Origin of the sequence: Nonomuraea spiralis, assembly GCF_014648435.1 — a bacterium.
In the GTDB taxonomy this organism is placed as follows: domain Bacteria; phylum Actinomycetota; class Actinomycetes; order Streptosporangiales; family Streptosporangiaceae; genus Nonomuraea; species Nonomuraea spiralis.
Map to the genome: position 1 here is coordinate 513,285 of NZ_BMRC01000006.1, position 23,360 is coordinate 536,644.

Here is a 23,360-nt window from a genome sequence, read left to right on the forward strand (position 1 = left end):
CAGAGAGGAGCCCACGTGTCCCCCACACGACGCTTCGAGGGCCGCCACGCCCTCGTCACCGGCGCCGGGTCCGGCATCGGGCTGGAGATCGCCGCGAGGCTCGCCGCCGAGGGCGCGCACGTGACCGTCGCCGACCGCGACGCCGGCCTCGCCGACCGGGCCGCGGCCGAGATCGGCGGCACCGCGCTGCACCTCGACGTCACCGACGCCGAAGCCGTCGCCGCCATCGACCTGACCCCCGGCGTCCCCGACATCCTGGTCAACAACGCCGCCGTCTGCTCGGACACGCCGCTGCCGCGCATGAGCGAGCAGGAGTGGGACACCGACCTGGCCACGGTCCTGAAGGGCCCGTTCCTGGTCTGCCGCACCCTGCTGCCGCGCATGGCCGCGCGCGGCTCCGGCAGCGTCGTCAACATCGGCTCGATCAACGCGAGCGCCTACTACGGCAACGACGCCTACAGCGCCGCGAAGGCGGGCCTGGAAAGCCTCACCAGAAGCCTCGCCGTCCGGTACGGCAGAGCGGGCGTACGGGTCAACCTCGTCGCCCCCGCCACCATCCGCACCCCGATCTGGAACGAACGCCTGGCCCGCGACCCGGCACTCATGGAACGCCTGGCCCGCTGGTACCCGCTGGGCCGCATCGGCTCCCCCGAGGACGTGGCCAACGCCGTGCTGTTCCTCGCCTCGGCCGAGGCGGCCTGGATCACCGGCACGGTGCTGCGCGTCGACGGCGGTCTCAGCGCCGGCAACGCCCAGCTCGTGACCGACATCCTCACCGAGGACTACCTGGCGTGAACGACCTGCGCATCGCGGTGATCGGCGCGGGCCAGCGGGTCAGCGTCGCCCAGGAGGCCCACCGCCCCGGCCGGGGCGCCCGGGTCACCGCCGTCTGCGACCTCGACCCGGCCCGCCTCGCCCATGCCAGAACCCTGTTCGGCGACGAGGTGCGCACCACGACCCGCCTGGAGGACGTGCTCGACGCGGACGCCGTCATCGTGGCCACCCCCGACCACCTGCACGCCGAGCACGCCGTCGCCGTCCTGAGCGCGGGCCTGCCCACGTTCGTGGAGAAACCGCTGGCCACGACCGTGGAGGACGCCGACCGCGTGCTGGAGGCGGCCCGCGCCCACGGCGCCCGCCTGTACGTCGGCCACAACATGCGTCACATGCCGGTCGTCCGCGAGATGCGCTCACTGATCGGGCAGGGCGCGATCGGCGAGGTGACAGCCGTCTGGTGCCGCCATTTCGTCGGCCACGGCGGCGACTACTACTTCAAGGACTGGCACGCCGACCGCCGCAACACCACCGGCCTGCTGCTGCAGAAGGGCGCCCACGACCTCGACGTCATCCACTGGCTGGCCGGGTCGCGTACCGGGCTGGTGACGGCCATGGGCGCCCTGGGCGTCTACGGCCGCGTGGAGGACCGTTCGCCCGGCCTGGACGAGCACTGGTTCGACCCGGAGCGCAACTGGCCGCCGCTCGGCCAGCGCGGCCTCAACCCGGTCATCGACGTGGAGGACCTGTCGATGGTCCTGATGCGCCTGGACAACGGGGTGCAGGCCAGTTACCAGCAGTGCCACTACACGCCCGACTACTGGCGCAACTACACGGTGATCGGCACCGAGGGCAGGCTGGAGAACTTCGGCGACCACCGGGGCAGCAGTGTCGTACGGGTGTGGAACAAGGGCCGGCGCGACTACGACGCCGACGGGGACCTGGTGGTCGCCGTACCGGAGGCCGGGGGCGGGCACGGCGGGCACGGCGGGGCCGACCGGGCGCTGATGACGGAGTTCCTCCGCTTCGCCAGGGAGGGCGGGGCCACCGACACCTCACCGGTGGCCGCCCGGGACGCGGTGGCGGCGGCGTACCACGCGACCATGTCACTCCGCTCGGGGTCGACGCCGCGCGCGGTGCCGCCGGTCTCACCCGAGATATCGGCCTATTTCGCAATTTAGGACAGCCGTTTCGCGTAGGGCGGCGTTGGGCGGGTATCGGGCGAATGATTATGATCAAGATCGCGACGGAATGATCTACTGTTCCGCCGTGCTAGCCGCCCCACCCCCGAAGGGATGCTGATGCCCAAGCTCACCCGCGCCGCCGCGACCACGTTCGCGGCGGTCGCCCTGGCCGCCACCTGCTCCGCAGTGACGGCGCCCGCCAGCTCCGCGACCACCTCGGTCGCGGCCTCCACCTGGATCAAGTACGGCGACTACTCCAGCGAGGCGAAGTGCGTCGCCAAGGGCAAGCAGCTCAGGGCCAGCGGCGCGTACCTGTCGTACTCCTGCGAGTACACCGGCTTCTTCACGCTGATGGTCCTGACCAGGTAGTCGCCTGACCACCCGCGGCCCGGAGGTCATCCCCTCCGGGCCGGCGGGCTCACGGCGTCCGGCCGGTGGACCCGTCGAAGATCATGGTGTGCCCGAGCGGCCAGCCGGGGTCGCCGGTGCGGACGAAACGTACCCAGGCGGCGTGCATGGCGTCGGCCAGGGCCTGGGGCGCGTCCGGTCCCGCGGTGCGTTCGACGCCGGGCGCGTCGAGCACGTCGAAGACGAAGGGCAGGTCGAGGTTGTGCACCGCGCCCACCCGTCCGCCGCCGACCGGGCTCTCGACCGGCGACTCCCACCGGAACTCGTAGCCGTGTGCGGGCCTGGCCTCGCGGATCCAGCGGGTCTCCCGGGTGAACAGGTGCTGGGTGAAGGCACGTCCGACGCGCTCGGCGGGCGTGAGACCGGGTTCGTCGACCGTGACGCCGAGATGGTCGAGCGCGGCCCGCGCGGCGGCCTCGTCGAGCCCTTCGGCCAGGCGGCGGACGAACACGTCGGCCTCCTGCGAGGTGCAGCCGACCAGCAGCGGGACGTGCCGGCTCGCGCCCGCGCGCAGGGCGGCCAGCGGCACGGCCGGGATCAGGTCGCCGTCGACGACCGGCTTGACCGGCACCGACTCGTTCAGCCCGCCGGAGTCGCCGGTCAGCGGCGGCGGCTGTTCGGCGACGAGCGCCTCGGGGGACAGCGCGGCGAAGGCGGACCTGGTCGGGGCGATCCCCAGCCGGGCGGCGAGCGTCCTGGCGTAGTCGCGGGCCTCCTGCTCGGTGGCGACCAGGGTGGCCGAGCCGCTCATCACGATCGCGCGCCGGAACAGCCCTTCGGCGCGCGGCATCGTCAGCAGGGTGGCGACGGCGGCGGCGCCCGCCGACTGCCCGGCGATCGTCACGTCGCCGGGGTCGCCGCCGAAGGCCGCGATGTTGTCGCGTACCCATTCCAGCGCGGCCAGCCAGTCCAGGACACCCCGGTTGAGCGGGGCGTCCTCCAGGGCCAGGAAACCCTCGAAGCCGAGCCGGTAGTTGACGGCCACGCAGACCACGCCGTCGCGGGCGAAGCGGGCGCCCTGGTGCCAGGCGGCCCCGTTGCCGCCGATGGAGAACGCGCCGCCGTGGATCCAGACCAGGACGGGCAGGTTCGCCCGGTCGGTCCGGGGGGTGCGTACGTCGAGGTTGAGGCAGTCCTCGCCGGTCTCGAAGACGTCGGGCGCGTACAGGCCGACGTCCTCACCGGCCGCCTGCGGGGCGGCGGGACCCCGCGTGACGGCCGGCCGTACGCCGTCCCACGCGGGCGGGGGTACGGGCGCGCCGAAGCGGTTCTCGCCGAAGGGCGGGGCGGCGTACGGCACACCGAGGAAGGCCAGCACGCCCTCCTCGGCCCTGCCCTCGACCAGCCCCGACGTGGTACGCACGATCACCGGCGACGCCATCCGGCCGTCCCTTCGACGATTCTGACCGCCGCCCGGGTGAGCGGCTCAAGACGGGCCTCGTCCACCTTGTCCAGGGTGTCGGCCGAGTCGAACAGGTACATGGGAGCCGACAGGAAGTGCACGAGCGGCACCCCCTCGGGGTGGAAGAAGGCCCCGTCGGTGGGCGGCATCGGGGAGAACACGTCCGGCGGCAACACGAACGAGCGCCGAAGGTCCTCCGCGACGACGGCCGCCGCCACCAGGCTCTCCAGCTCCGGTTTCCTCGTGGTGAACCACCAGCCGGGTTCGGGGTCGCCGGTGGGCACCAGCTCGCCGTCCACGACCACGCACCGCCGGGCGGCGTGCTCCAGGTGGAGCTGGAGCACGACGTCGTCCAGCAGGGCGCGGTTCTCCTCGATGAAGGCCCGGGTGCCCGCGGCGTGCGCCATGTGGCCCGCGGTCAGCAGGAAGATCAGGTTGTGCGGCCGGTCCCGTTCCGGCACGCCCGCCCAGTACCGGGCGGCGGCCAGCACCAGCGCGATCCCCGAGGCGTCCTCGACGGCCGAGGCCCAGGGCGCGTCGTGGTGCGAACCGATGATCACCCACTGGTCGGAGCGGCCGGGGAGCGTGCCGATCACGTTGTGCGACAGGCCCGGACCCGTCTCCGACTCGACGGTGAGCGTGCCCGTGCAGGGGCCCTCGTCGACCAGGTCGAGCACCCGCCGCGAGTCGGCGCCCGACAACCAGACGGCCGGGAGGTCCCGGTGCACGGCGTCGTAGGGCACGTAGTAGTCGCGGGTCTCCCACGGCACGCCGGTCAGCGCCCCCGCGAAGGCGGCGGCGCCGGCGTCCATGACGCCCTGGATGACGTCGAGGTAGTCGAGCTGGAACGGCAGCGTCTGGACCAGTTCGCCGAAGACGCCCTCGGGGTCGTGCACGGCCGTCGCCAGGTCCCTGACGTAGGACTGCGGCAGCTCGGTGAAGGCGTACTCGGGCACGACGATCGCGCCCGGCACGACCTCGCGGCTGACCGGCGCGGTCACGGTCGCCTTCGGCGTGGTGTACGGCAGCGCGGACGCCGCCACCCGTACGACTCTCGACGGATCGGCGTCCAGCCGCACCACCAGGGTCGCCGTGACCGGCCGCCAGACGGGCAGCTCGACCGGCGCCAGCCGTACGTCGTGGAGCCCGAACTCGGTGAAGCGCCCGGCGGCCCACTCGGCGGTCCAGTCGTCGGCCGGGTAGCCGGGACGCCTGACGCCCCGCGAGGTGACCGTCTCGATCCACCCCATCATCCGCGCGGCGTCGGGGATCAGGTCCGGGATCATCGTTTCAGCCCTCCGAAGGTGAGCCCCGCCACGTAGTAGCGCTGCAGCGCCACCATGAGGACGAACGGCGGCACGGCGGTGACCAGTGCCGCGGTGGTGGTCAGGTGATAGGTGATGCCGACCTCGCTCTGGAAGTTGGCCAGCCCCACCGGCAGCGGCCACAGCGACTGCTCGTTGGCCACGATCAGCGGCCACAGCAGGTTGTCCCACTGCGCCAGGAAGTGCACCAGGAACAGGGTGATGAGCGCGGGCTTAAGCAGCGGCGCGGCGATGCGGGCGAAGATGCGGAACTCCCCCGCGCCGTCGACCCGCGCGGCCAGCAGCAGCTCCTTCGGGATGCCGAGGGCGAACTGCCGCACTAGGAACACGCCGAACGCGCTGATCATGCCGGGCACCATCATGCCCTGGAAGGTGTTGACCCAGCCGAGTTCCTTCACAATGAGGAAGACGGGGATGACCAGGACCATCGGGGTGAGCGCGAGCGTGCCGATCACCAGCGCGAACAGGACCCGGCGGCCGGGGAAGGAGAGCTGGGCCATCGCGTACCCGGCGGCGGCCGAGAAGATCACGTCCAGGAGGCCGGTGCCGACGCACAGGACGAGGCTGTTGCGCAGGTACGTGGGCAGGTTGCCCTCGCCTGCCAGCCGCCCGATGTTCTCGGGCAGGTGGAAGCCGTTGAAGACCAGCCCGCGCAGGTCGGTGTCGTCCGGCGCCGAGGCCACGACGATCATGGAGTAGACCGGCAGCAGCATGCACCCGACGGCGGCGACCAGCCAGACGGTACGCAGAACCTTCATTCGTCGCCGCCCTTCAGGAACCCGAACTGCAGCGCCGAGACGATCACCATGGCGGCGAGCAGCACCATGCCCATCGCGGCGGCGTAGCCCATGTGCTCGTAGGGGAAGGCGTTGGCCCAGATGTAGTACGGCAGCACCTGGGTCGCGTCGGCGGGCCCGCCGCCGGTGAGCAGGAACGCGGGCACGAACGCCTGCATCGAGCCGGCCACCGAGATGACCAGGACGAACAGCAGGGTCCTGCGCAGCAGCGGGAGCGTGATCCGGGTGAACGTGGTCACCGCCCCCGAGCCGTCGATGGCGGCGGCCTCGTACACCTCGCCGGGCAGCGCCTGGAGCCCGGCGGTCAGGATGATCACGAACAGCCCCATGCTCTTCCAGACGACCATCACGACCAGCGCCCAGATGGCCAGGTCGGAGCTGGTCAGCCAGGACTGCGGCGGGATCCCGACCAGGCCGACGAGGGTGTTGGCCAGGCCCCGGTCGGAGTAGATGATCACCCAGACCATGGACGTGGCGGCCAGCGGCATCACGGCCGGGATCATGACCAGCGCCCTGAGCCAGCGGTTGATCCGTCCCGGCTTGCTCAGCGGCACGGCCACCAGCAGGGCCAGCACGATCGTCGGGACGACCGTGCAGACCGTGTAGACGACGGTGATCCACGCCGAGTTGAGGAAGCCGGGGTCGGCGAACATGCGCTCGTAGTTGGCCAGGCCGATCCAGTTGGGCGTGCCCGCCATCTCGTAGTCGGTGAAGCTGAGATAGATGGCCGACAGGAACGGGACGAGCCAGAACACCACGAAGAACACGGCCACCGGAAGGGTCAGCGCCACACCCGCCGTGGCCTGGGGCCGGGTCCTGACCGCGCCGAGCACCCCGCCGGGCCCCCCTCCGCGAACTCCGCCGCGAACGCCGTCGCGAACCTCGTCGAGCACGCTCACAGGACCGGTCGCACGGTGGCGTCGAAGGTCGCCGCGGCCTGGGCGGGGGTCGCCTTGCCGTGGGCGACGGAGTCGACGGCACTGGACGCGGCCTTCGCCAGTTCGAGTGTGCCGGGGACGACCGGGCCGAAGTCGACGTGCGGCAGGCTGTCGGCGACGATCCGCATGATCTCGGACTTGCCGCGCGGCCCGGCCTCGCGCCAGCCCTTGGTCGGGATGATGATGCCGTTGTCGAGGTTGGCGGCCACCGACGGGGCGCCCTGAAGGTAGTTCACGAGGTGCCAGGCGGTGAACTGGTTGGGCGAGTCCTTGGCCACGCCCCAGCCCCAGGTGTAGGCGGGAACGACGGACGGGCCGCCGGCCCAGGTGGGCATGGGCGCGACGCCGTACTGCTTGCCGAAGGTGAGCTGGTCCTTGCCCAGCTTCTCCAGCGCGGGGCCGAGGAAGGCGCCGCTGACGACCATGGCGGCCTGGCCGGAGTAGAACAGGCCGAGCGCTCCCAGCGGGTTGGACAGCTTGGGGTTGCCGAGCCCCGACATGTACGCCAGGGCGGCGAGGCCCTGCTCGGTGGCCAGCGACGCCTTCGTCCCGTCCGCCGTGACGAGTTCGCCGCCCTTGCCCCGGACGAGGGCGGTCAGCGTCATGAGGGCCCACTGCGGGTCGCCGTAGAGCCATTGGAGGCCGACCCGCCCGCGGTCCTTCGAGGTCAGCCTGGCGCTGTACTCGGCGACCTCCTCCCAGGTGGTCGGCGGCTTGTCGGGGTCGAGTCCGGCCTCCTTGAACCGGTCCTTGCGGTAGTAGAGCATGCAGGGGTTGAAGTCGATGGGCACGCCGTAGGGCACGTCCCGGTAGGTGAGCGGGGTGGTCGTGCCCGGCTCGTAGTTCTGCAGCGGGAGCGCCTTGGTGTCGACGGGCGCGAGCCGCTGCTTCTTGGCGTGCGCGGGGAAGCTCCAGTGGCCGATCTTGAAGACGTCGGGCGGGGCGCCGCCGCTGAAGGCGGTCAGCAGTTTGGCGTCGAGCTGGCCCACGGGCAGGTAGAGCAGCTTGACGTCGACCTTGAACTCGGCGATGTAGCGGTGCACGAGATCCTGGAACTGCTGGCCGGTGTCCTGCGAGCCGTGCAGCCAGACGGTGACCTCACCGTGCGGCCTGCCGTCCGCGGCCTGCTGCCGGGGCTGGTCCTTGCCGCATCCGGCGAGCAGGGTGAGCGCGCCGGCGGCGAGGAGCCCACGCCGCGTCAGATCCGCCATGGTGGTTCTCCTAGGTGAGGTTCTTGAGGGCCTGGTTCTGCCAGGCGGTGTTGGTGGGGAGCTCGGGGGCGCTGCCGGCGAACGCCCCGCGGGCCTGGAGGTCGCCCTGGAGGCGGTACTTCAGCCAGGCGGTCACGTAGCCGAGGAAGCCCCCGCCGGAGTTCTGGATGTCGTTGTGTCCCGCGCCCTTGAGCAGCGCCCTGCCCGCTCCGGCGGTGGCCTGGTCGTAGTAGCCCTGTACGGTCCCGGCCGAGGAGATCAGCCAGTCGTCCGCGCCGCTGAGGAAGAGCACCGGGCAGGTCAGGGCGGTGACGGAGAACTCGTCTCCCGGGCTGGCCATCCACTGAGCGGGCACGGCGATCGGCACGACGGTCTTGATCAGCCCGGCGGAGTGGTTGGCCGCGTTGATGGATCCGCCCGCGCCCTGGGAGTGGCCGACGGCGGCGACCTGGGTGGTGTCCAGCTTGCCGTGGAAGACGCTGGCCGGGTCGCCGCCGAGGCCGACGAGGTGCTGGGCGGCGGCGAGGATCTCGGCGCCGGTGCCCGTGGTGGTGTCGGTGGAGGCGACCACCGCGAAGCCCCACGAGGCGAGGTGGTTGAGCAGCCCCGGGTAGTTGTCCGGGGTGGCCCACGAGCCGTTGCCCCAGGTGACGATCGGGTGGGTGACGCCGCCCGAGCCCAGGTTCTGCGGGTAGTAGAGCCGGTGGCCGCCCGAGGTGCCGGTGGCGACCTGCCACGGACCCGTCGCCTTGTAGGTCGTCTCGATGGTGGAGGCGGCGCCGGCCTCGGTGGTCCACGACAGGAAGCCGGCCGACATGAGGCCGAGCGCCCCTGCCCGCAACGCCTGCCGACGGGTGAAGTTCTCCATGGTCACCTCGATGATTATTTGGAGACGTGAACGTCTCCTAAGAGAGGGAAGTACGATCGGTGAGCGATGTCAAGAGATGAACAGAAGGAAGTTCCAGCGGCCCGGCCACTCCCCAGAGGGCGCCACGGACTCTCCCCCGACACGGTGCGCAGCTCCCAGCGGGACCGCCTCGTGGAGGCCATGCTGAGGCTCGTCGCGAGACGCGGCTACGCGGCCACGAGCGTCCCGGACGTGATCGCCGCCGCGCGGGTGTCACGCAACGCCTTCTACGCCCAGTTCGCCGACAAGGAGGCGTGTTTCCTCGCGGGATGCGAGCGCGACCTGCCCGACATGATCCACACGATCTACGCGGCCGCGTCGGGGGCGGGCGACGGGTGGCGAGAAGAGCTCTGGCTGGGGACGACCGCCTACCTGCGCTGGTGGCAGGAGCGCCCGGAGTACGCGCAGGCGTACTTCGTGGAGTTGCCGAGGGCGGGTGAGCGGGCCGTCGAGCAGCGCGACGCCGCCTACCGGCCCTTCCTCGACATGTTCGGGGCACTGGCCGCGCGGGCCAGGCTGGAGGATCCCGCGCTGCCTCCGCTGCGCGCCGCGGTGCCCCGCCTGATCGTCTACGGGACCACCGAGTACATCGCCGCGGAGGTGCGTGAAGGCCGCGTCGCCACGTTGACGTCGTCGGCCGGCGACCTCTACCACTTCGCGGTCGCCCTGCTGGCCGGCCCCGATCACGGCATCGCGACCACCCCTTCCGCCTGAACCAGCCAGCCCTCGGGGAAACACCCCTCCGCCGCCATGTGAGCGACGGCGGCCAGCAGGCCGCCGTTGCCCGGCAGGTAGAGGGGCAGCAGGCCGGGCCACTGGTGGTTGTGGCCGCTGGCCAGATAGGTGTTCTTCGGTACGTCCAGCAGCAGCGCGTCCACGGCGGTGCCGGGCTCGCCGAGCCTGGCCGCGCACATGGCGAGCATCGGGTAGTCCCAGCCCCAGGTGCTCTCCAGGTCCCAGTCGGCGAGCACGTCGTGCAGCGTGGCCCGCATGGTCTCCGGGTCGATCAGCGGGGTGGGCGGCACGAACCCGAGCGCGCCGGTCATCGAAGGGTGGTCGGTCCTGATCGTGTACGGCTCCACCCCGATGGCCGCGTACACGCCGTCGCGCACCGCCGGCCGGGCCAGGCCGTCCAGGACCCGCGCCCACTCCGGGTCGGGGCCGAGGCCGAGCAGCCCCCGCCACCGCTGGGCCGTCTCCAGCCCCCACCACCAATAGGCCAGCTCGAACGTGGGATCGCGCACCGACCGCCGCGACTCGTAGTAGGACTCCTGCGCCGGGACCAGCGGCGGCCCCAGATGCCCGTCACCGGCGAAGGAGGCCATGAACTCGGCCGTCTCGAACACCAGGTCCCGGTAGTCCTCCAGCGCCCCCGGGCGGACCCGGCGGAGCAGCTCGGCGAAGTAGATCAGGTGCGGCTGCTGCCAGACGATGAACGCGCCGATCTCGCTCGGGCTCTCCCTGCCCTCCGGCCCCACCTGCTTGGGCCAGCGGGCGCCGCGGAAACCCTGCCGCGCGGCCGTGGCCCTGGCCCGCGGCAGGATCGAGCGGTACCACGGCAGGCTCCGCTCCAGCAACTCGGGCCTGCCCCACAGGGCGAAGTGGGCGGCGTGCCACCAGTGCATCTCCAGGTGGAACTTGCCGCTCCAGGAGTTGACGGCCAGCCCGGTCTCCTGCGGCGGGGTGGTCCCCGCGCAGTTGACCGCGGTGAGGTACTGCGAGAGCACGACCCGGCGTTCGAGCTCGGGCGCCCGCGGGTCGGCGCTGCCCTCGAAGCTCACCGCTCCCCCGCTCGTCCAGAACCGCTCCCAGTGGGCGGCGGCGGCCGTACGGACCTGGGAGAAGGACGGGAGGGCGGCGCCGACGGGCTCGCGGGCGAACTCGACGACGAGTTCCAGCTCGTCGCCCTGGATCAGGTACACGTGCGCGCCGGGCGAGGTGAGCCGCGCCGGTCCCGTCCACTCGGCCGCCACGTGGTAGCCGTCCTGGTCCAGGACGCGGGTGAAGTCGCAGCGCGAGCCACGCCGGATGTACGTGGTGGTGTGCCGATCGGGTTTGTCCCAGTCGGCGGTGGTGTGCCAGCCGTCACTGGCGTAGGGGAAGGCGATCCTGATCCCCGCCCCGCCCACCACGCGGACGGCCAGCAGATCCCGCTCGGGGTGGCAGACCGTCTCCACCTCGTACGGCAGGCCGCCCAGCTCGAAGGAGCTGGACAGCGTGCCGGTCCACAGGTCGAGGGTCTGCGCCGACCGGCCGAGCGGGGCCGCCTCGTCGACGTCGAGGCCGATCCGGCCGAGATGCAGGCGGTGCGGGTTCACGTGCAGCCAGCCGCCCGCCTGGGTGGCCGGGTAGAGGTCCGGGTAGCCGACGCCGTCGTAGTCGGTGAAGGCGTCCTCCAGCACGTGCCCCTCGGGGTTGGGCATCGTGTGCCAGCCCCACTGCGCCTGCGTGCCCAGCGGCGCGAAGGTCTGCAGCCCGGTGGCGTCGGCGGTGAAGGCGAACTCCCCGTTGCCGACGGTGAGCGGGCACCCGGCGTCGGCGACGGTGTGCCGGCGCACGAGTGCCCTCCTGTCCACGCTCACGCACACCCCGGCGTGCCGGAGGCGCGCTGCTGGCGCATCGCGGTCACGTCGCCCGCGACGTCCGACTGGGCCATCGGGCCGAGGTCGAGCACGACGTCGGTGAAGGCGAGCGACGCCTTGCGCATCACCGGCAGGTCGATCGCCTCGGGGCCGAACTGCGGCGAGAACAGCGTCTTGGGCGCGGCGATGGGCGCGATGACGGGCAGCAGGTGCTGGTTGTACGGCGTGCCCTCGCCGCCGAAGCTGCAGTGGCGCGGCACCGTGGCGAGGTCGGCCGCCGACAGGCCCTTGAGGATCGCGGTGCGCCGCACGTCCCAGTACTCGATGTGGCCCTTGACCAGCTCGCGCAGCGGCGTGCTCTCGCTGACGGGGACCCACAGCAGCTCGGTGAGGGTGGGGCTGGCGACGAGCTGCTTGCCCGGCAGGCCGTTCGGCCTGGCGACCGCGTCGTAGCGCTTGGCGCCGAGGTGTTCGAGCACGACGACGGAGGAGACCTTGCCCTGGTCGTACTGGGCGTCGAGCTGGGCGGCGAGCTGGCCGGCGCCGCCCTCGCGCACGTCCGGACCGGTCAGGTGCTGGTAGAGGTGGCCGGTCACGAACGCGAACTGCACGGTACGCGGACGGCACTCCACCGGCAGCGACGACAGGTAACGGGCCATCTCGATCATGGTGAGCGGGCCGTTGTCCCACACCGCGCTCATGCCGTCGGTGTGGCTCTCCACGACGATCTTCTGGTCGCTCCCGCCGGGAAGCGTCGCGAACAGGGTACGGGTCGTCGTCGGCGTCCAGGCGGCGTTCACGGTCAGCGCGCCCTGGACCGGCTGCCCGGCGGCCAGCGCGGCCTTGATCTGCTTGCCCTGGTCGGCGCCGACGTACGCGCCCGGCACGCCGTACGGCAGGCCCTCGTAGGGCGCGTACATGTCCTTGATCTGGGCGTGCGGGAGCTGGCTGATCTCGATCACGCCCAGCGCGCCCGCGGCGGCGGCCGCCTTGAGGTCGGCGTCGGCCGCGGCCGGGGCCTCCATCGACTCCGAGCCGAGCAGGTTGATCGTGAGCCCCGGGTCGTACATGGAGTAGCCGAGCGTGGGCGGATAGAACAGCAGGTTGGGCACGCTGGTCCACGGCAGGTCGCGGACGACGATCTTCCCGGCGGCGTTGGCCGCGGTGATGTTCGTCCCGGCGGCCAGGTGGACGAGCGGCGCCGACACGCCGCCCGCGCCGGTCGAGGAGGAGAACGGCACGGGCGCCGCGACCTGTACGGCCGCGCCGCCGACGGTCAGGCCGGTGCCGAGGTTGTCCCAGCGGTCGATGGTGTAGGGCTGGGAGGAGAGCTGAAGGCCGGGGATGGCCCCCATCTCGTCCTCCAGCCAGTCGACGTAGCCGGCGTGCGCGGCGGAGCCGGTCGGCCGGGGGCCGAACGCCGCCTGCTGCCCGGCCAGGGTGCTCAGGCGGGCCTCGGAGGCGAACGCGGCGGGATCGACTCGGACCGGGCAGACCGCTGGGGCGGCAGCCTGGGCGAGGGCCGGTTGCGCGGGCGCGACCAGCGGGAGGAGAAGGGCGAGGAGAGCGAGTCGTCTCACGTGGGGGGTCCTTCCATCGAATCGTTTTAATGCATGGCCCGCGACAATCCCCCGAGGTGCGGCCGGTTTCTCAGAGGCGAGGCGGTCCCGTGGTTCCGCGGACGATCAGCGTCGGCGACACCGACGAGGTCACCGATCGTGCGCGCCCCTCGATGCGTTCGAGGAGCAGGCGGGCGGCGGTCGCGCCGATCACCTGTCCGTCCTGGTCGACGCTGGTGAGCGAGATGCGCTTGAGCGAGGCGATGCCGATGTTGTCGTACCCGGCGACGGAGAGGTCCTCCGGCACCGACAGGCCCGCCTCGTCGGCGGCGCGCAGCACGCCGAGCGCCGCGATGTCGGCCCCGGCGAAGATCGCGGTGGGCCGGTCGTCGCGCGCGAGCAGTTCCCGCGCACCCTCGAAGCCGCCCTCCTCGGTGAAGGAGGTGGCCAGTACGTCGTCGGCGAGCCCGTGGGCGCGCATCGCCTGGCGGTAGCCTTCGGCGCGCACCGTGTGCGGCAGTCCCTGGGCGCGGGCCCGCTCCAGGTGGGTGATGTGCGCGATCCGGGTGTGCCCGAGCCCGACCAGGTGGTCGACCACGAGCCTTGCGCCCATCACGTCGTCGTCCACGACCGAGTCGTAGGCCGCGGCGCCGCCGTGCCTGCCCACCACGACGGCCGGGATGGCCGTCGCGATGGCGGCGAGCTCGGTGTCGGTCATGACCGGCGAGATCAGGATGAGCCCGTCCATGCTCCGGTCGATCATGGCGTCGGTCATCCGGGCCTGCGTCTTGGGCTCGATCCCGCCGGGTCCGAGCAGCACCTGGTACTCGGTGTCGCCCAGCCGGCCGGTGACACCCTCGATGATGTCGGGGAAGAACGGGTTGCGGGTGTCGGAGAGCATGACGCCGAGGGTGTAGGTGCGTCCGCGCAGGGCCCGGGCCGCGGCGTGCGGGCGGTAGCCCAGCTCGTCGATGGCCTGTGACACCTTGGCCTGCATCTCCGCGCTCACGCCGTAGGCCCCGCGGACCACCTTCGACACGGCGGCCGTGGAAACCCCGGCCCGCCTGGCCACGTCGGCGATCGTCACCCGTCCGCTCGTCACACGCCATCCTTTTGGGTTCTCGTAGAACGAACTACACACATTGCCGAGAGCAGAGGCTAGCCCGTCGATGCTCCTCGGGTCCACCCCTTGACGGACCTTTCTACCATGCCGTAGAACGTTCTACACAATTCTCCCCACATGAACAGGAGCACGGGCGTGAGAGCACCATCTCGTCCGCTCGGCGCGGCGATCGGCGCCGTCCTCGCCCTGTCCCTCTCCGGCTGCGGGTCCTCCGCCCCGGAGGGGACCGGTCAGGTGAAACTGACCATCTGGCACAACAGCGCGGACCCGGCGCCGCTGCTGGAGATGTACAAGAAGTTCGAGAAGCAGTCCGGCCACAAGGTCGAGCTCGTGTCGATCCCGTCCGACGGCTTCGAGGACACCACCCAGACCAAGTGGGCCACCGGCGACCGCCCGGACGTCCTGGAGTACCACGCGACGACGAGCGGCCTGCTGGCCCTCAACCCGGCCGAGAACCTGCGCGACCTGACCGGCGAGGCGTACATCGCCAGGTCCGGCGACCTCTACAAGTCCGCCGGGTCCGTCAACGGCAAGGTCTACGCCGCCATCACCGGCTTCCCCCAGGTCTTCGGCCTCTACTACAACAAGAAGGTCTTCACCGCGGCCGGTCTGACCCCGCCCGCGAACTTCACCGAGCTCGCCGCCGCCTGCCCCAAGCTCAAGGCCGCCGGGGTCACCCCGGTCTTCGAGTCGGGCGGCTCGATCTGGCCGGTGCAGATCCTGCCCATCCTCTACCTCGCCGGCGCCAACCAGGGCAACGCGTACGGCAAGGCCATCGCGGGCCACAGCAGCACGCTGGCCGACCCGGGCTCGCCCTTCGTCTCCGGCCTGACCGCCTACGCCAAGCTGAAGGCCGACGGCTGTTTCAACAAGGACATCGTCACCGCCAAGTTCGAGGACTCCATGAAGGCCCTCGTGACCGGCAAGGCCGCCATGGTCGCCCAGCACTCCGACATGCTCCCGGCCCTGCTCGCGGCCGCGGGCGGCGACCAGAAGACCGTCGACGACGCCGTCGGCTTCGTCGGCCTGTCCAGCGACAAGCCCCTCGTGACGTACGCGCCCGGCCCGATCGGCACGTTCTACCTGCCCAAGACCGGTGACGCGGCGCGCGAGAAGGCCTCGCTCGACTTCGTGCGCTTCATGACCGGCCCGGCCTACGCCGAGTACATCGCCGCGTCCAAGACCTTCCCCGTGCTCAAGGACGTGCCCGACCCGCAGGGCGTCTCGTCCGTGCTGCAGGACGTCAAGAAGGCGTACGACACCGGCGCGGTCATCGCCTTCAACTCCGACATCCCGGGCATGGGCGGGCTGGCCCAGCTCATGTCCGAGCTGATCGCCGGGCAGAAGGACCCGCAGAAGGCGGCGACCCAGTTGCAGGGCCAGGTCGAACAGGCGGCCAAGGCGGCGGGACTGCCCGGATGGTGATCCGGAACAGGGCGGCCTGGCTGCCGTGGGCCCTGCCCGCCATCGTGCTGGTCACGGTCTTCTTCGTCGCCCCGTTCCTGCTCAACGTACGGTTCGCGTTCTCCTCCTGGACGAGCTTCCGGGCCGAGATCACCTGGAACGGGCTGGAGAACATCCGCACACTGATCGACCAGGACCTGCTGGCCAACGCGGTCACCGTGACCGTGCTGTACGCGATCCTGTGCATGGCGATCCAGAACACGGTCAGCCTCTCGCTGGCCCTGGCCCTCCAGCGGACCAGCAGGATCAACACCGTCTTCCGTTCGGCGTTCTTCCTGCCGACGCTCATCTCGCCGCTGGCCGCCGGGTACATCTGGCGCGGGCTGCTGGCCCCCGACGGCGCGGTCAACTCCTTCCTCGGCATCGAATGGGCGTGGCTGGGCGAACCGTCCACCGCGCTGGTGGTGGTCGCGTTCATCGACGCCTGGAAGTGGAGCGGGCTGATCACCCTCGTCTACATCGCGGGCCTCAACTCCATCCCGAAGTCGTTGCTGGAGTCGGCGACCGTCGACGGGGCCGGGCCGTGGACCCGGCTGCGGCGGGTGGTGTTCCCGCTGCTCGCCCCGGCGCTGACCTTCAACGTGGCGGTCACGCTGGTGGGCGCGCTCAGTGCGTACGACGTGATCGCCGCCACCACCGGCGGCGGGCCCGGCGACCACACGCGGGCCCTGAACGTGGTGATGCGCCAGCAGTGGGGTCAGGGCTTCTTCGGCTCGGCCAGCGCGCTGGGCTTCACCGTGACGCTGCTGGTGATCGCCACCGCCGTGCCCCTCGTGTGGTGGCTGCGGCGCAGGGAGGTGACGGGATGAGAGCGGTCCTGAAGTACGCGGCGCTGACGCTCTTCGCGATCCCGTGGGTGCTCGTGCCCGTCTGGCTCGTGGTCGTCAACTCCTTCAAACCCGCGGGCGAGGCCGCCGAACTGGGCCTCGGCCTGCCCAGGACGTGGGCGATCGCCGAGAACTACGGCATCGTGCTCGACCGGGGCGGCTACGTGATGGGCCTGGTCAACAGCCTCAAGGTGACCGTGCCGATCGTGGTGGCCGTGGTGCTCCTCGGCGCGGCGGCGGCGTGGGCGTTCGGGCGCAGCCGGTCGCGGTGGTTGCAGGCGGCCTACTTCGTGATGGGGTTGTCGATCCTGCTGCCGCCGTCGATCATCCCGACGGTCTACCTGCTGCGCGCCCTGTCGCTGGACGGCGGCTCGCTCGGCTACGTGCTGACGATGACCGGCTGCCGCCTGGGCATCGTGATCTTCCTGGCGACCGGGTTCGTGCGCTCGTTCCCCCGCGACCTGGAGGACGCCGCGGCCATCGACGGCGCCTCCCGTCCGCAGGTCTTCGTCCGCGTCCTGCTGCCCCTGCTGCGGCCGGTGTTGTTCGTCGGCGGCGTGATCCTGATCATCAACGTCTGGAACGACTTCTTCTTCGCCCTCTTCCTGCTCCAGGGCAGCGACAACGCCACGCTGCCGCTGAGCCTGTTCCAGTTCGCCTCCGGCACCCTGCAGAGCCTGAACTGGAACCTCGTCTTCGCCCACGTCCTGCTCACCACGCTGCCCCTCGTGGCGGTGTACGTCGTCGCGCAGAAGCGCGTCCTGGCCGGTCTTACGGAAGGTGCACTCAAGGGATGACCACTCACGACATCGCGCTGGACTGGGTCAGGCGCGAGATCAAGGAGGGGCGGCTGCCGTGCGCGGTGTTCGGCGCCGCCACCTCCGACGGTATCCAGGTGCTGGAGGCGTTCGGCGAGCACGACGGCCGCGGGACGAGGACCGACGACCACTTCGCGCTGTTCTCGGTGACCAAGCCGCTGGTGGGCCTGGCCGCCCTGCGCCAGGTCGAGCGCGGGCTGCTGTCGCTGCGCCGCCCGCTGCGGGACGTCCTGCCCCACTTCGCGCGGCCCGACGTGACGCTCTGGCACCTGCTCACCCACACCAGCGGCATCGCCGAGCAGACGCTGACGCCCGACGACCTGGTGGAGCACCTTCTCACCGCGCCGTCGATGTTCGAGGCGGGCACGCTCAGCCACTACTCCAACCTGGCCTTCGCCGGGATCGCGGAGATGGTCCGCGACGTCACGGGCCGCGACGTGGCCGAGGTGATCGACGCCGACCTGAACACGCTGGTGCCGGGCGGCGGGCGGATCACGTTCGACCCGGCGTGCGACGCGGCCGAGGTCCACGGCCTCGACCTGCTCGGCCCCGGCTTCGACTTCGACAAGTTCGTACGGCTGCGCCACCCGGCGGGGGCGCTGTTCTCCCGCGCCGAGGACCTCCTCGCGCTGGGCGGCGCGCTGCTGCGCGGCGACCGCCGGCTGATCCACCCGACCACCCTGGCAGCGATGACGACCCCGCAGACGACGGGCCTGGTCAAGCTGCAACCCGACCCGGTCAACGCCGGGCAGGACTGGGGACTGACCTGGAACCTGCGCCACTCGGCCCCCGGTCTGCTCGACCGCCGGCTGTACGGCCACGGCGGCGCCTCGGGCTGCCAGTGGTGGATGTACCCGGAGCAGGACGCGTGCTTCGTGCTGCTGATCAACGTGATGGCGCCGAGCCTGTCCGGCGTCGACGTGGACGGCCTGCACAACGCCTTCACCACCGGGCTAGATGCGTGAACCGGGATTCGGGGGTACGGGTCTCGGGCGCGCAGACGCCCTACATCCGTTCGGCTCCAAGCGGGGTGCGGGCGGGCCTGACGTGCGGTCTTGCGGATCCGGTGGGCGTGGACGAGCCGTCGCCCCGGCTGTCGTGGGACGCCCGGCTGCCCGGTGAGGCCACCGTGGTGGTCCGCGCGGACGGGCGCGAGGTGTGGCGGTCGTCCGCGCCCGCCGGGTCGTACGGCGTGGACGTGCCGGACGATCGGCTGGCGCCGCTGACGCCGTACACGTGGAGTGTGGAGGGGCACGCGACCGGCGCGTTCACCACGGGCCTGCGGGCGCGCGGCACGTGGGAGGCCCCCTGGCTGGCCGGCGACCCCAGGGCGGCGGTGAGCCTGCGCGGATCGTTCACCTGGGATCCCGCCGCCGGGCGCGCCTGGCTGGCCGCGACCGCGCTGGGCGTCTACCGGGCGCTGCTCAACGGCGTACGGCTGGGCGAGGAGGAGCTGGCCCCCGGCTGGACCGACTACGCCCACCGCACGCGCTACCGGCTGCTGGAGCTCACGGACCTGCTGGTCCCCGGCGAGAACGAGCTGGAGTTGTGGCTCGCCCCCGGCTGGTACGCCGGTCACGTCGCCGGCGGCGGCCCGCACCGCTACGGCGACCGGCCGGCCGCCAGCGCCCAGGTGCTCGTACGGGACGACGACGGGATCCGCCGCGCGTTCGCCACGGACGCGGCCTGGACCCGGCGGGATCTCGGCCGCCCGCGCGCCGACCTGGTGATGGGCGAGACCGTCCAGGCTCCTTCCCAGGAGGCCGGGCCCGCCGTCGAGGTCCCGGCTCCGGAGATCCCGGTCGAGGCCGACCCCGCTCCCCCGGTACGGGTGATCGGCACGGCGCCCGCCGTGACCGTCACCGAACCCGCGCCGGGCGTCCAGGTGGCCGACTTCGGGCGGAACGTCGTCGGGCGCGTACGGCTGCGCGTCGACGCCCCGGGCCCCGTACGGATCGAGGTGCGGCACGGGGAGGAGCTGACCGCGACCGGGCGGCTCTACACCGACAACCTGCGCAGCGCGGACCAGCGTGACGAGTTCGTCCTCGGCCCCGGCTCGCACGTCGTGGAGCCCGCGTTCACCCTGCACGGGTTCCGCTACGCGGAGATCACCGGCTGGCCCGGCCCGCTGACGCCGGACGACCTGGAGGCAGTGCTGCTGTCCTCCGCGCTCGCCGTCACCGGCTCGCTGACCTTGAGCGACCCCGCCGTACGGCAGCTCGTCGCCAACATCGGCGCGTCGGCGGACGGCAACCTGGTGAGCGTGCCGACCGACTGCCCCCAGCGTGACGAGCGGACCGGCTGGACGGCCGACATCTCGGTGTTCGGCTCGACGCTCAGCTTCCTGCGGCACACGCAGGCGTTCCTGTCCGGCTGGGTGACGACGCTGATCGACGGGCAGCGGGCCGACGGCGCGGTCCCGCACGTCGCGCCGGTCCTGCCCGAGTACGGATACGACTCCCCCGTCTGGTCCGACGCCCTGGTCGAGGTGCCGTGGCTGCTGTGGCGGCGCTACGGCGACGACCGCACGCTGCGCCGCGCGTACGAACCGATGCGGCGATGGGCCGACTACTGCCTGGCCCAGGCCGAGGACGGCCTCAGACCGGGAAGGGCCCTGGGCGACTGGCTGGCCCCCGGCACGGTCGAGACGCCCAAGAGCCTCATCGCCACCGCCGCCCTCGCCCGCAGCCTGCGCCTGATCTCGTACGCGGCCGACGTGCTCGGCGAGCCGCACGCGCCGGAGTACGGCGAGGCGTTCACCCGCGTGTCGGGCGCCTTCCAGCGGGCCTTCCTCAACGGGCCGAGGCTGCACACCGAGACGCAGACCGGCTACGCCGTCGCCCTGGCCTGGGACCTGGTCCCGCCCGAGGACCGGGCCGCGTCGGCGCAGGCGCTGGCCGAGCTGGTCCGCGCCGACGGGCACCGGCTCATGACGGGCTTCGTCGGCACGCCCCTGCTGCTGCCCGTGTTGTCGGAGACCGGCCATCACGACCTGGCGTGCCGGATCTTCAACCAGGAGGGCTATCCGTCCTGGCGCTACCAGCTCCGCGCCGGGGCGACGACCATGTGGGAGCGCTGGGACGCCTGGCACCACCGGCACGGCCTGCAGACTCCGGCCATGAACTCCTTCAACCACTACGCCTACGGCTGCGTGGGCGACTGGCTGTTCCGGCACGTCGCGGGCCTCGGCGACGACCCGCGCGGCACCGGGGGCGGCTTCGGCGAGCTGCTGCTGCGTCCGGGCCCGGTCCCGCTGCTGCGCCAGGCGCACGCCCGCTACGAGAGCGCGTCCGGGGCCGTCGAGTCGGGCTGGCGGGCCGGGCCCGACGGGGTCCAGTTCACCTTCGCCGTCCCGGAGGGTGTGACCGCCCGCGCGGTGCTGCCCGTACGCGGCGCGTGGGACGGGATGACCGTCAACGGCACCTTCCTGATGGGCCTCAGCGAGCAGTTGCCGACCACCAGGCTGGCCGACGGGGGCTGCGCGCTGAACCTGCCGCCGGGCCGCTGGTCGTTCACGGCCCCCGCGGCGGCCACGGCCCACCTGCTCCAGGAATGGGACGACCTGGGCTAGCGAGCCTCAGCGCAGCGAGCCGGCCTCCGGGCTGTGGTCGACGCGGTGGGTCGTCAGACGGTCGGGGCTGGGCCAGCGTACGCCGTGGGCCCAGCCCGCCCGCTCGAACCAGCGGATCAGCCGCGCGCTGGGGTCGAACTGGCCCTTGAGCACGCCGTGGCGGGCGCAGGTCGGCTCCACGTGGTGCCAGTTGTGCCAGCCTTCGCCGAGCGTCAGCATCGCCACCCACCACACGTTGGACGAACGGTCCCGCGTACGGAACGGGCGGTCGCCGAAGGTGTGGGCGATCGAGTTGACCGACCAGGTGACGTGGTGCACCACGGCGTAGCGGACCAGGCCGCCCCACAGGAACGCGCTCCACGCGCCCGACCACGACATCGACCACAGCCCGCCGGCCGCCGCCGGAAGCGCGAACGACAGCAGGACGACCACCGGGTAGGCGGCGTCGAAACGTCGCACGTCCGGGTCGGCCAGCAGGTCCGGCACCCAGTGGCGGCGGCTGGAGCGGTGACGGGCCGTGTAGAACCAGCCGATGTGGGCGTGCAGCATGCCGCGCAGCAGGGCCGGGCCGGTGTCGCCGTAGCGCCACGGCGAGTGGGGGTCGCCCTCGCGGTCGGCGTACTTGTGGTGGCGGCGGTGCTCGGCGCACCACAACGTGAGAGGTCCCTCGACGGCCATGCCGCCGGCCAGCATGAGCGCGATCCGCAGCGCCCGGTTGGCCTTGAACGCGCGGTGGGTGAAGAGGCGGTGGTAGCCGATGGCGATCCCGAAGATGCTCACCAGGTACATCACGACCGCGACGACCAGGTCGCGGGGGCCGATGCCCCACCCCCAGGCGGCCGGCACCGCGAGTGCCAGCAGCAACACCGGCAGGACGACCAGCACGACCAGGTACGCGGCGCGGCGGCCGGTGGTGACCGTCACCGTCTCCGCCGTGCCGGGCTGCGGCATGGGTGACGTCACGTTTTCCTCCCATGAGCGGTACACAGGCTCCTTATTCAACGGCCAGGCCCATGGACTGCGGCAATGTCCTGAGAGTGACGGGATGATTACCGTGAGGAAGCAAAACAATGCACCCGGCCGTCATGAAGAAACGGCGTGACGCCTCCCTAGATTGTGATTGCACAACGTGATCATCACTGTGCGCTCCGGCATCAGGCGGAAGGTCCAACGGAATGGGTGTTGTCGATCGGGCGACCACGGGCGGCTATCTGGAGAGATACGACGACGCCCTGGCCAAGGACCCGATGTCCGCGTTCGGCCTGGTCAGGGAGTGGATGCGGACCGACTGGCGGAGCCTGTTCGCCGAGTTGCGCGAGCGGCGTCCCGTCTTCGTCACCCCCGCCTTCACGGTCGTGACCCGCTTCGCCGACGTCACCGAGGTGCTCTCCCACGAGCAGGTCTTCTCCGTACGCGCCTTCGGCCCCCGTCTCGACGCCGCCCTGGGCGCGCCGTTCATGCTGGGCCGGGACGCCACGCCGATGAACTGGCGGGAGAAGGGCCTGATGCAGTTCGTGCTCGACCCGCGGGACGCGGCCGACGTGCGCGAGCTGACCGGCCGCCTCGCCGACGAACTGCTCGACGCGGCCCGGCCCGGCGGGCGCCTCGAAGCGGTCCACGGGCTGTTCCGCCCGGTCGCCCTCGGCGTGTGCGCACGGTACTTCGGCGTCCCCGGCCCCGATCCGCAGACCCTGGGCGGGTGGACGCGGGCCATCGTCGCCGACGGCTTCGCCAACTTCGGCGGAGATCCGCACCTCCAGGCCGCGTCCGTCAAGGCGGGCGGCGAGCTGGTCGACCACCTGAGCGACCGCCTCGCCCAGCACCGGGCCGCCCTGCGGGCCGGCCGTGACCTCCCCGACGACGTCTTCGCCCGCCTGGTCCGCGCCTCCCCGCCCGCCGTGACCGACGACCGGATCGTGGTCAACATGGCCGGGCTGCCGCTGGGCTTCGTGGAGAGCGCGCCGGGGGCCATGGTCGAGGCGGTCGAGCAGCTCCTGCTGCGCCCGCGGGTGCTCGCGCAGGCCGTGGCCGTCGCCGACGACCCCGGCCGGTTCGATCCGTACGTGTGGGAGGCCCTGCGGTTCAGCCCGTTCTTCAAGCTGCTTCCCCGGCTGTGCGAGCGCGACCACGTCCTGGCCGCCGGCACCCCGCGCAGCACGGTGATCCCCGCGGGCACGTTCGTGCTGGCGGCGCCGGCCTCGGCCATGTTCGACGCGGACGTGGTGCCAGAGCCCGAGGAGTTCCGCCTCGACCGTCCCCGCCACCATCACCTGTTCTTCGGCTCCGGTCATCACGCCTGCCTCGGCGTGCACCTGGCCGGCGTGGTGATCGCCGAGACCGTACGCCGGCTGCTGCTGCGTCCCGGCCTGCGCCCGCTGCCGCCGCCTGCGGGCCACGTCGAACGCACACTCGGGATCTTCCCCGACACCTTCAACATCGGACTCGGCGCCGAGAGGCGGGAAGGCTGACG

20 protein-coding genes are annotated in these 23,360 nt (G+C 71.9%); 10 read left to right on the forward strand and 10 right to left on the reverse strand.

The features are described 5' to 3' along the window. The first annotated feature begins 15 nt into the window (after window positions 1-15). The 3 genes from IEZ27_RS18230 (at window position 16) to IEZ27_RS18240 (ending at window position 2,327) form a co-directional block, all read left to right on the forward strand. Window positions 16-795 carry an SDR family NAD(P)-dependent oxidoreductase gene (locus tag IEZ27_RS18230; RefSeq protein WP_229824087.1) on the forward strand — a complete coding sequence of 260 codons (780 nt, stop codon included), beginning with the start codon at window positions 16-18 and terminating at the stop codon, window positions 793-795. Then, window positions 792-1,955 carry a Gfo/Idh/MocA family protein gene (locus IEZ27_RS18235; RefSeq protein ID WP_189648287.1) on the forward strand — a complete coding sequence of 388 codons (1,164 nt, stop codon included), beginning with the start codon at window positions 792-794 and terminating at the stop codon, window positions 1,953-1,955. Before IEZ27_RS18230 ends, IEZ27_RS18235 begins: the two co-directional genes overlap by 4 nt. Window positions 1,956-2,075: 120 nt before the next feature. After that, window positions 2,076-2,327 (forward strand): hypothetical protein, encoded by a 252-nt coding sequence (locus IEZ27_RS18240; protein WP_189648288.1) that lies wholly within the window; start codon window positions 2,076-2,078, stop codon window positions 2,325-2,327. A gap of 49 nt (window positions 2,328-2,376) precedes the next feature. Here IEZ27_RS18240 and IEZ27_RS18245 read toward each other — a convergent pair whose 3' ends face one another. The 6 genes from IEZ27_RS18245 to IEZ27_RS18270 are packed head-to-tail and all read right to left on the reverse strand — an operon-like array spanning window position 2,377 to window position 8,907. Next, entirely contained in the window at window positions 2,377-3,747 is a 1,371-nt protein-coding gene (locus tag IEZ27_RS18245; RefSeq protein ID WP_189648289.1) for a carboxylesterase/lipase family protein, read from the reverse strand. Next, window positions 3,732-5,054 (reverse strand): M28 family metallopeptidase, encoded by a 1,323-nt coding sequence (locus IEZ27_RS18250; protein ID WP_229824088.1) that lies wholly within the window; start codon window positions 5,052-5,054, stop codon window positions 3,732-3,734. Before IEZ27_RS18250 ends, IEZ27_RS18245 begins: the two co-directional genes overlap by 16 nt. Further along, on the reverse strand, window positions 5,051-5,851 hold the full coding sequence (locus tag IEZ27_RS18255; protein WP_189648290.1) for a carbohydrate ABC transporter permease: 801 nt from the start codon (window positions 5,849-5,851) through the stop codon (window positions 5,051-5,053). Before IEZ27_RS18255 ends, IEZ27_RS18250 begins: the two co-directional genes overlap by 4 nt. After that, window positions 5,848-6,783, reverse strand: coding sequence for a carbohydrate ABC transporter permease (locus tag IEZ27_RS18260; protein WP_189648291.1), 936 nt, complete (start codon window positions 6,781-6,783; stop codon window positions 5,848-5,850). The genes IEZ27_RS18255 and IEZ27_RS18260 overlap by 4 nt, the downstream gene beginning before the upstream one ends. Window positions 6,784-6,785: 2 nt before the next feature. Beyond that, window positions 6,786-8,039 (reverse strand): ABC transporter substrate-binding protein, encoded by a 1,254-nt coding sequence (locus IEZ27_RS18265; protein ID WP_189648292.1) that lies wholly within the window; start codon window positions 8,037-8,039, stop codon window positions 6,786-6,788. Between the two features lie 10 nt (window positions 8,040-8,049). Then, window positions 8,050-8,907 (reverse strand): poly(ethylene terephthalate) hydrolase family protein, encoded by an 858-nt coding sequence (locus IEZ27_RS18270; protein WP_189648352.1) that lies wholly within the window; start codon window positions 8,905-8,907, stop codon window positions 8,050-8,052. A 180-nt stretch (window positions 8,908-9,087) separates the two neighbouring features. On the opposite strand from IEZ27_RS18270, the gene IEZ27_RS18275 reads away from it, so the two are divergent. Further along, complete coding sequence (locus tag IEZ27_RS18275) at window positions 9,088-9,660, forward strand: TetR/AcrR family transcriptional regulator (protein ID WP_189648293.1); 573 nt, start codon at window positions 9,088-9,090, stop codon at window positions 9,658-9,660. Here the strand turns inward: IEZ27_RS18275 and IEZ27_RS18280 are convergent. The 3 genes from IEZ27_RS18280 to IEZ27_RS18290 form a co-directional block, all read right to left on the reverse strand. Next, on the reverse strand, window positions 9,630-11,504 hold the full coding sequence (locus IEZ27_RS18280; RefSeq protein ID WP_229824089.1) for a hypothetical protein: 1,875 nt from the start codon (window positions 11,502-11,504) through the stop codon (window positions 9,630-9,632). The genes IEZ27_RS18275 and IEZ27_RS18280 overlap by 31 nt on opposite strands. 20 nt (window positions 11,505-11,524) lie before the next feature. Continuing rightward, window positions 11,525-13,108: a zinc-binding metallopeptidase family protein gene (locus IEZ27_RS18285; protein ID WP_189648294.1), complete on the reverse strand. Its 1,584-nt coding sequence runs from the start codon at window positions 13,106-13,108 to the stop codon at window positions 11,525-11,527. 70 nt (window positions 13,109-13,178) lie between these two features. After that, complete coding sequence (locus IEZ27_RS18290) at window positions 13,179-14,189, reverse strand: LacI family DNA-binding transcriptional regulator (protein ID WP_189648295.1); 1,011 nt, start codon at window positions 14,187-14,189, stop codon at window positions 13,179-13,181. A 156-nt stretch (window positions 14,190-14,345) separates the two neighbouring features. Between IEZ27_RS18290 and IEZ27_RS18295 the strand changes: the two genes are divergently transcribed. From IEZ27_RS18295 to IEZ27_RS18315, 5 genes are read left to right on the forward strand one after another with little or no spacing between them, the layout of a single operon-like run. Then, window positions 14,346-15,635, forward strand: coding sequence for an ABC transporter substrate-binding protein (locus IEZ27_RS18295; RefSeq protein WP_189648296.1), 1,290 nt, complete (start codon window positions 14,346-14,348; stop codon window positions 15,633-15,635). Next, entirely contained in the window at window positions 15,629-16,483 is an 855-nt protein-coding gene (locus IEZ27_RS18300) for a carbohydrate ABC transporter permease (RefSeq protein ID WP_125647944.1), read from the forward strand. Before IEZ27_RS18295 ends, IEZ27_RS18300 begins: the two co-directional genes overlap by 7 nt. Continuing rightward, the gene (locus IEZ27_RS18305; protein WP_125647947.1) at window positions 16,480-17,298 is read left to right on the forward strand and encodes a carbohydrate ABC transporter permease; all 819 of its coding nucleotides are present in this window, start codon (window positions 16,480-16,482) and stop codon (window positions 17,296-17,298) included. Before IEZ27_RS18300 ends, IEZ27_RS18305 begins: the two co-directional genes overlap by 4 nt. Further along, complete coding sequence (locus IEZ27_RS18310; RefSeq protein WP_189648297.1) at window positions 17,295-18,284, forward strand: serine hydrolase domain-containing protein; 990 nt, start codon at window positions 17,295-17,297, stop codon at window positions 18,282-18,284. The genes IEZ27_RS18305 and IEZ27_RS18310 overlap by 4 nt, the downstream gene beginning before the upstream one ends. Continuing rightward, complete coding sequence (locus tag IEZ27_RS18315; RefSeq protein WP_189648298.1) at window positions 18,281-20,890, forward strand: alpha-L-rhamnosidase; 2,610 nt, start codon at window positions 18,281-18,283, stop codon at window positions 20,888-20,890. Before IEZ27_RS18310 ends, IEZ27_RS18315 begins: the two co-directional genes overlap by 4 nt. A gap of 6 nt (window positions 20,891-20,896) precedes the next feature. On the opposite strand, the gene IEZ27_RS18320 is transcribed toward IEZ27_RS18315, so the two are convergent. Continuing rightward, a complete protein-coding gene (locus IEZ27_RS18320; protein WP_229824090.1) occupies window positions 20,897-21,853 on the reverse strand; it encodes an acyl-CoA desaturase in 957 nt (318 codons plus the stop codon). A 212-nt stretch (window positions 21,854-22,065) separates the two neighbouring features. On the opposite strand from IEZ27_RS18320, the gene IEZ27_RS18325 reads away from it, so the two are divergent. Beyond that, entirely contained in the window at window positions 22,066-23,358 is a 1,293-nt protein-coding gene (locus IEZ27_RS18325) for a cytochrome P450 (RefSeq protein ID WP_189648299.1), read from the forward strand. Window positions 23,359-23,360: the final 2 nt, after the last annotated feature.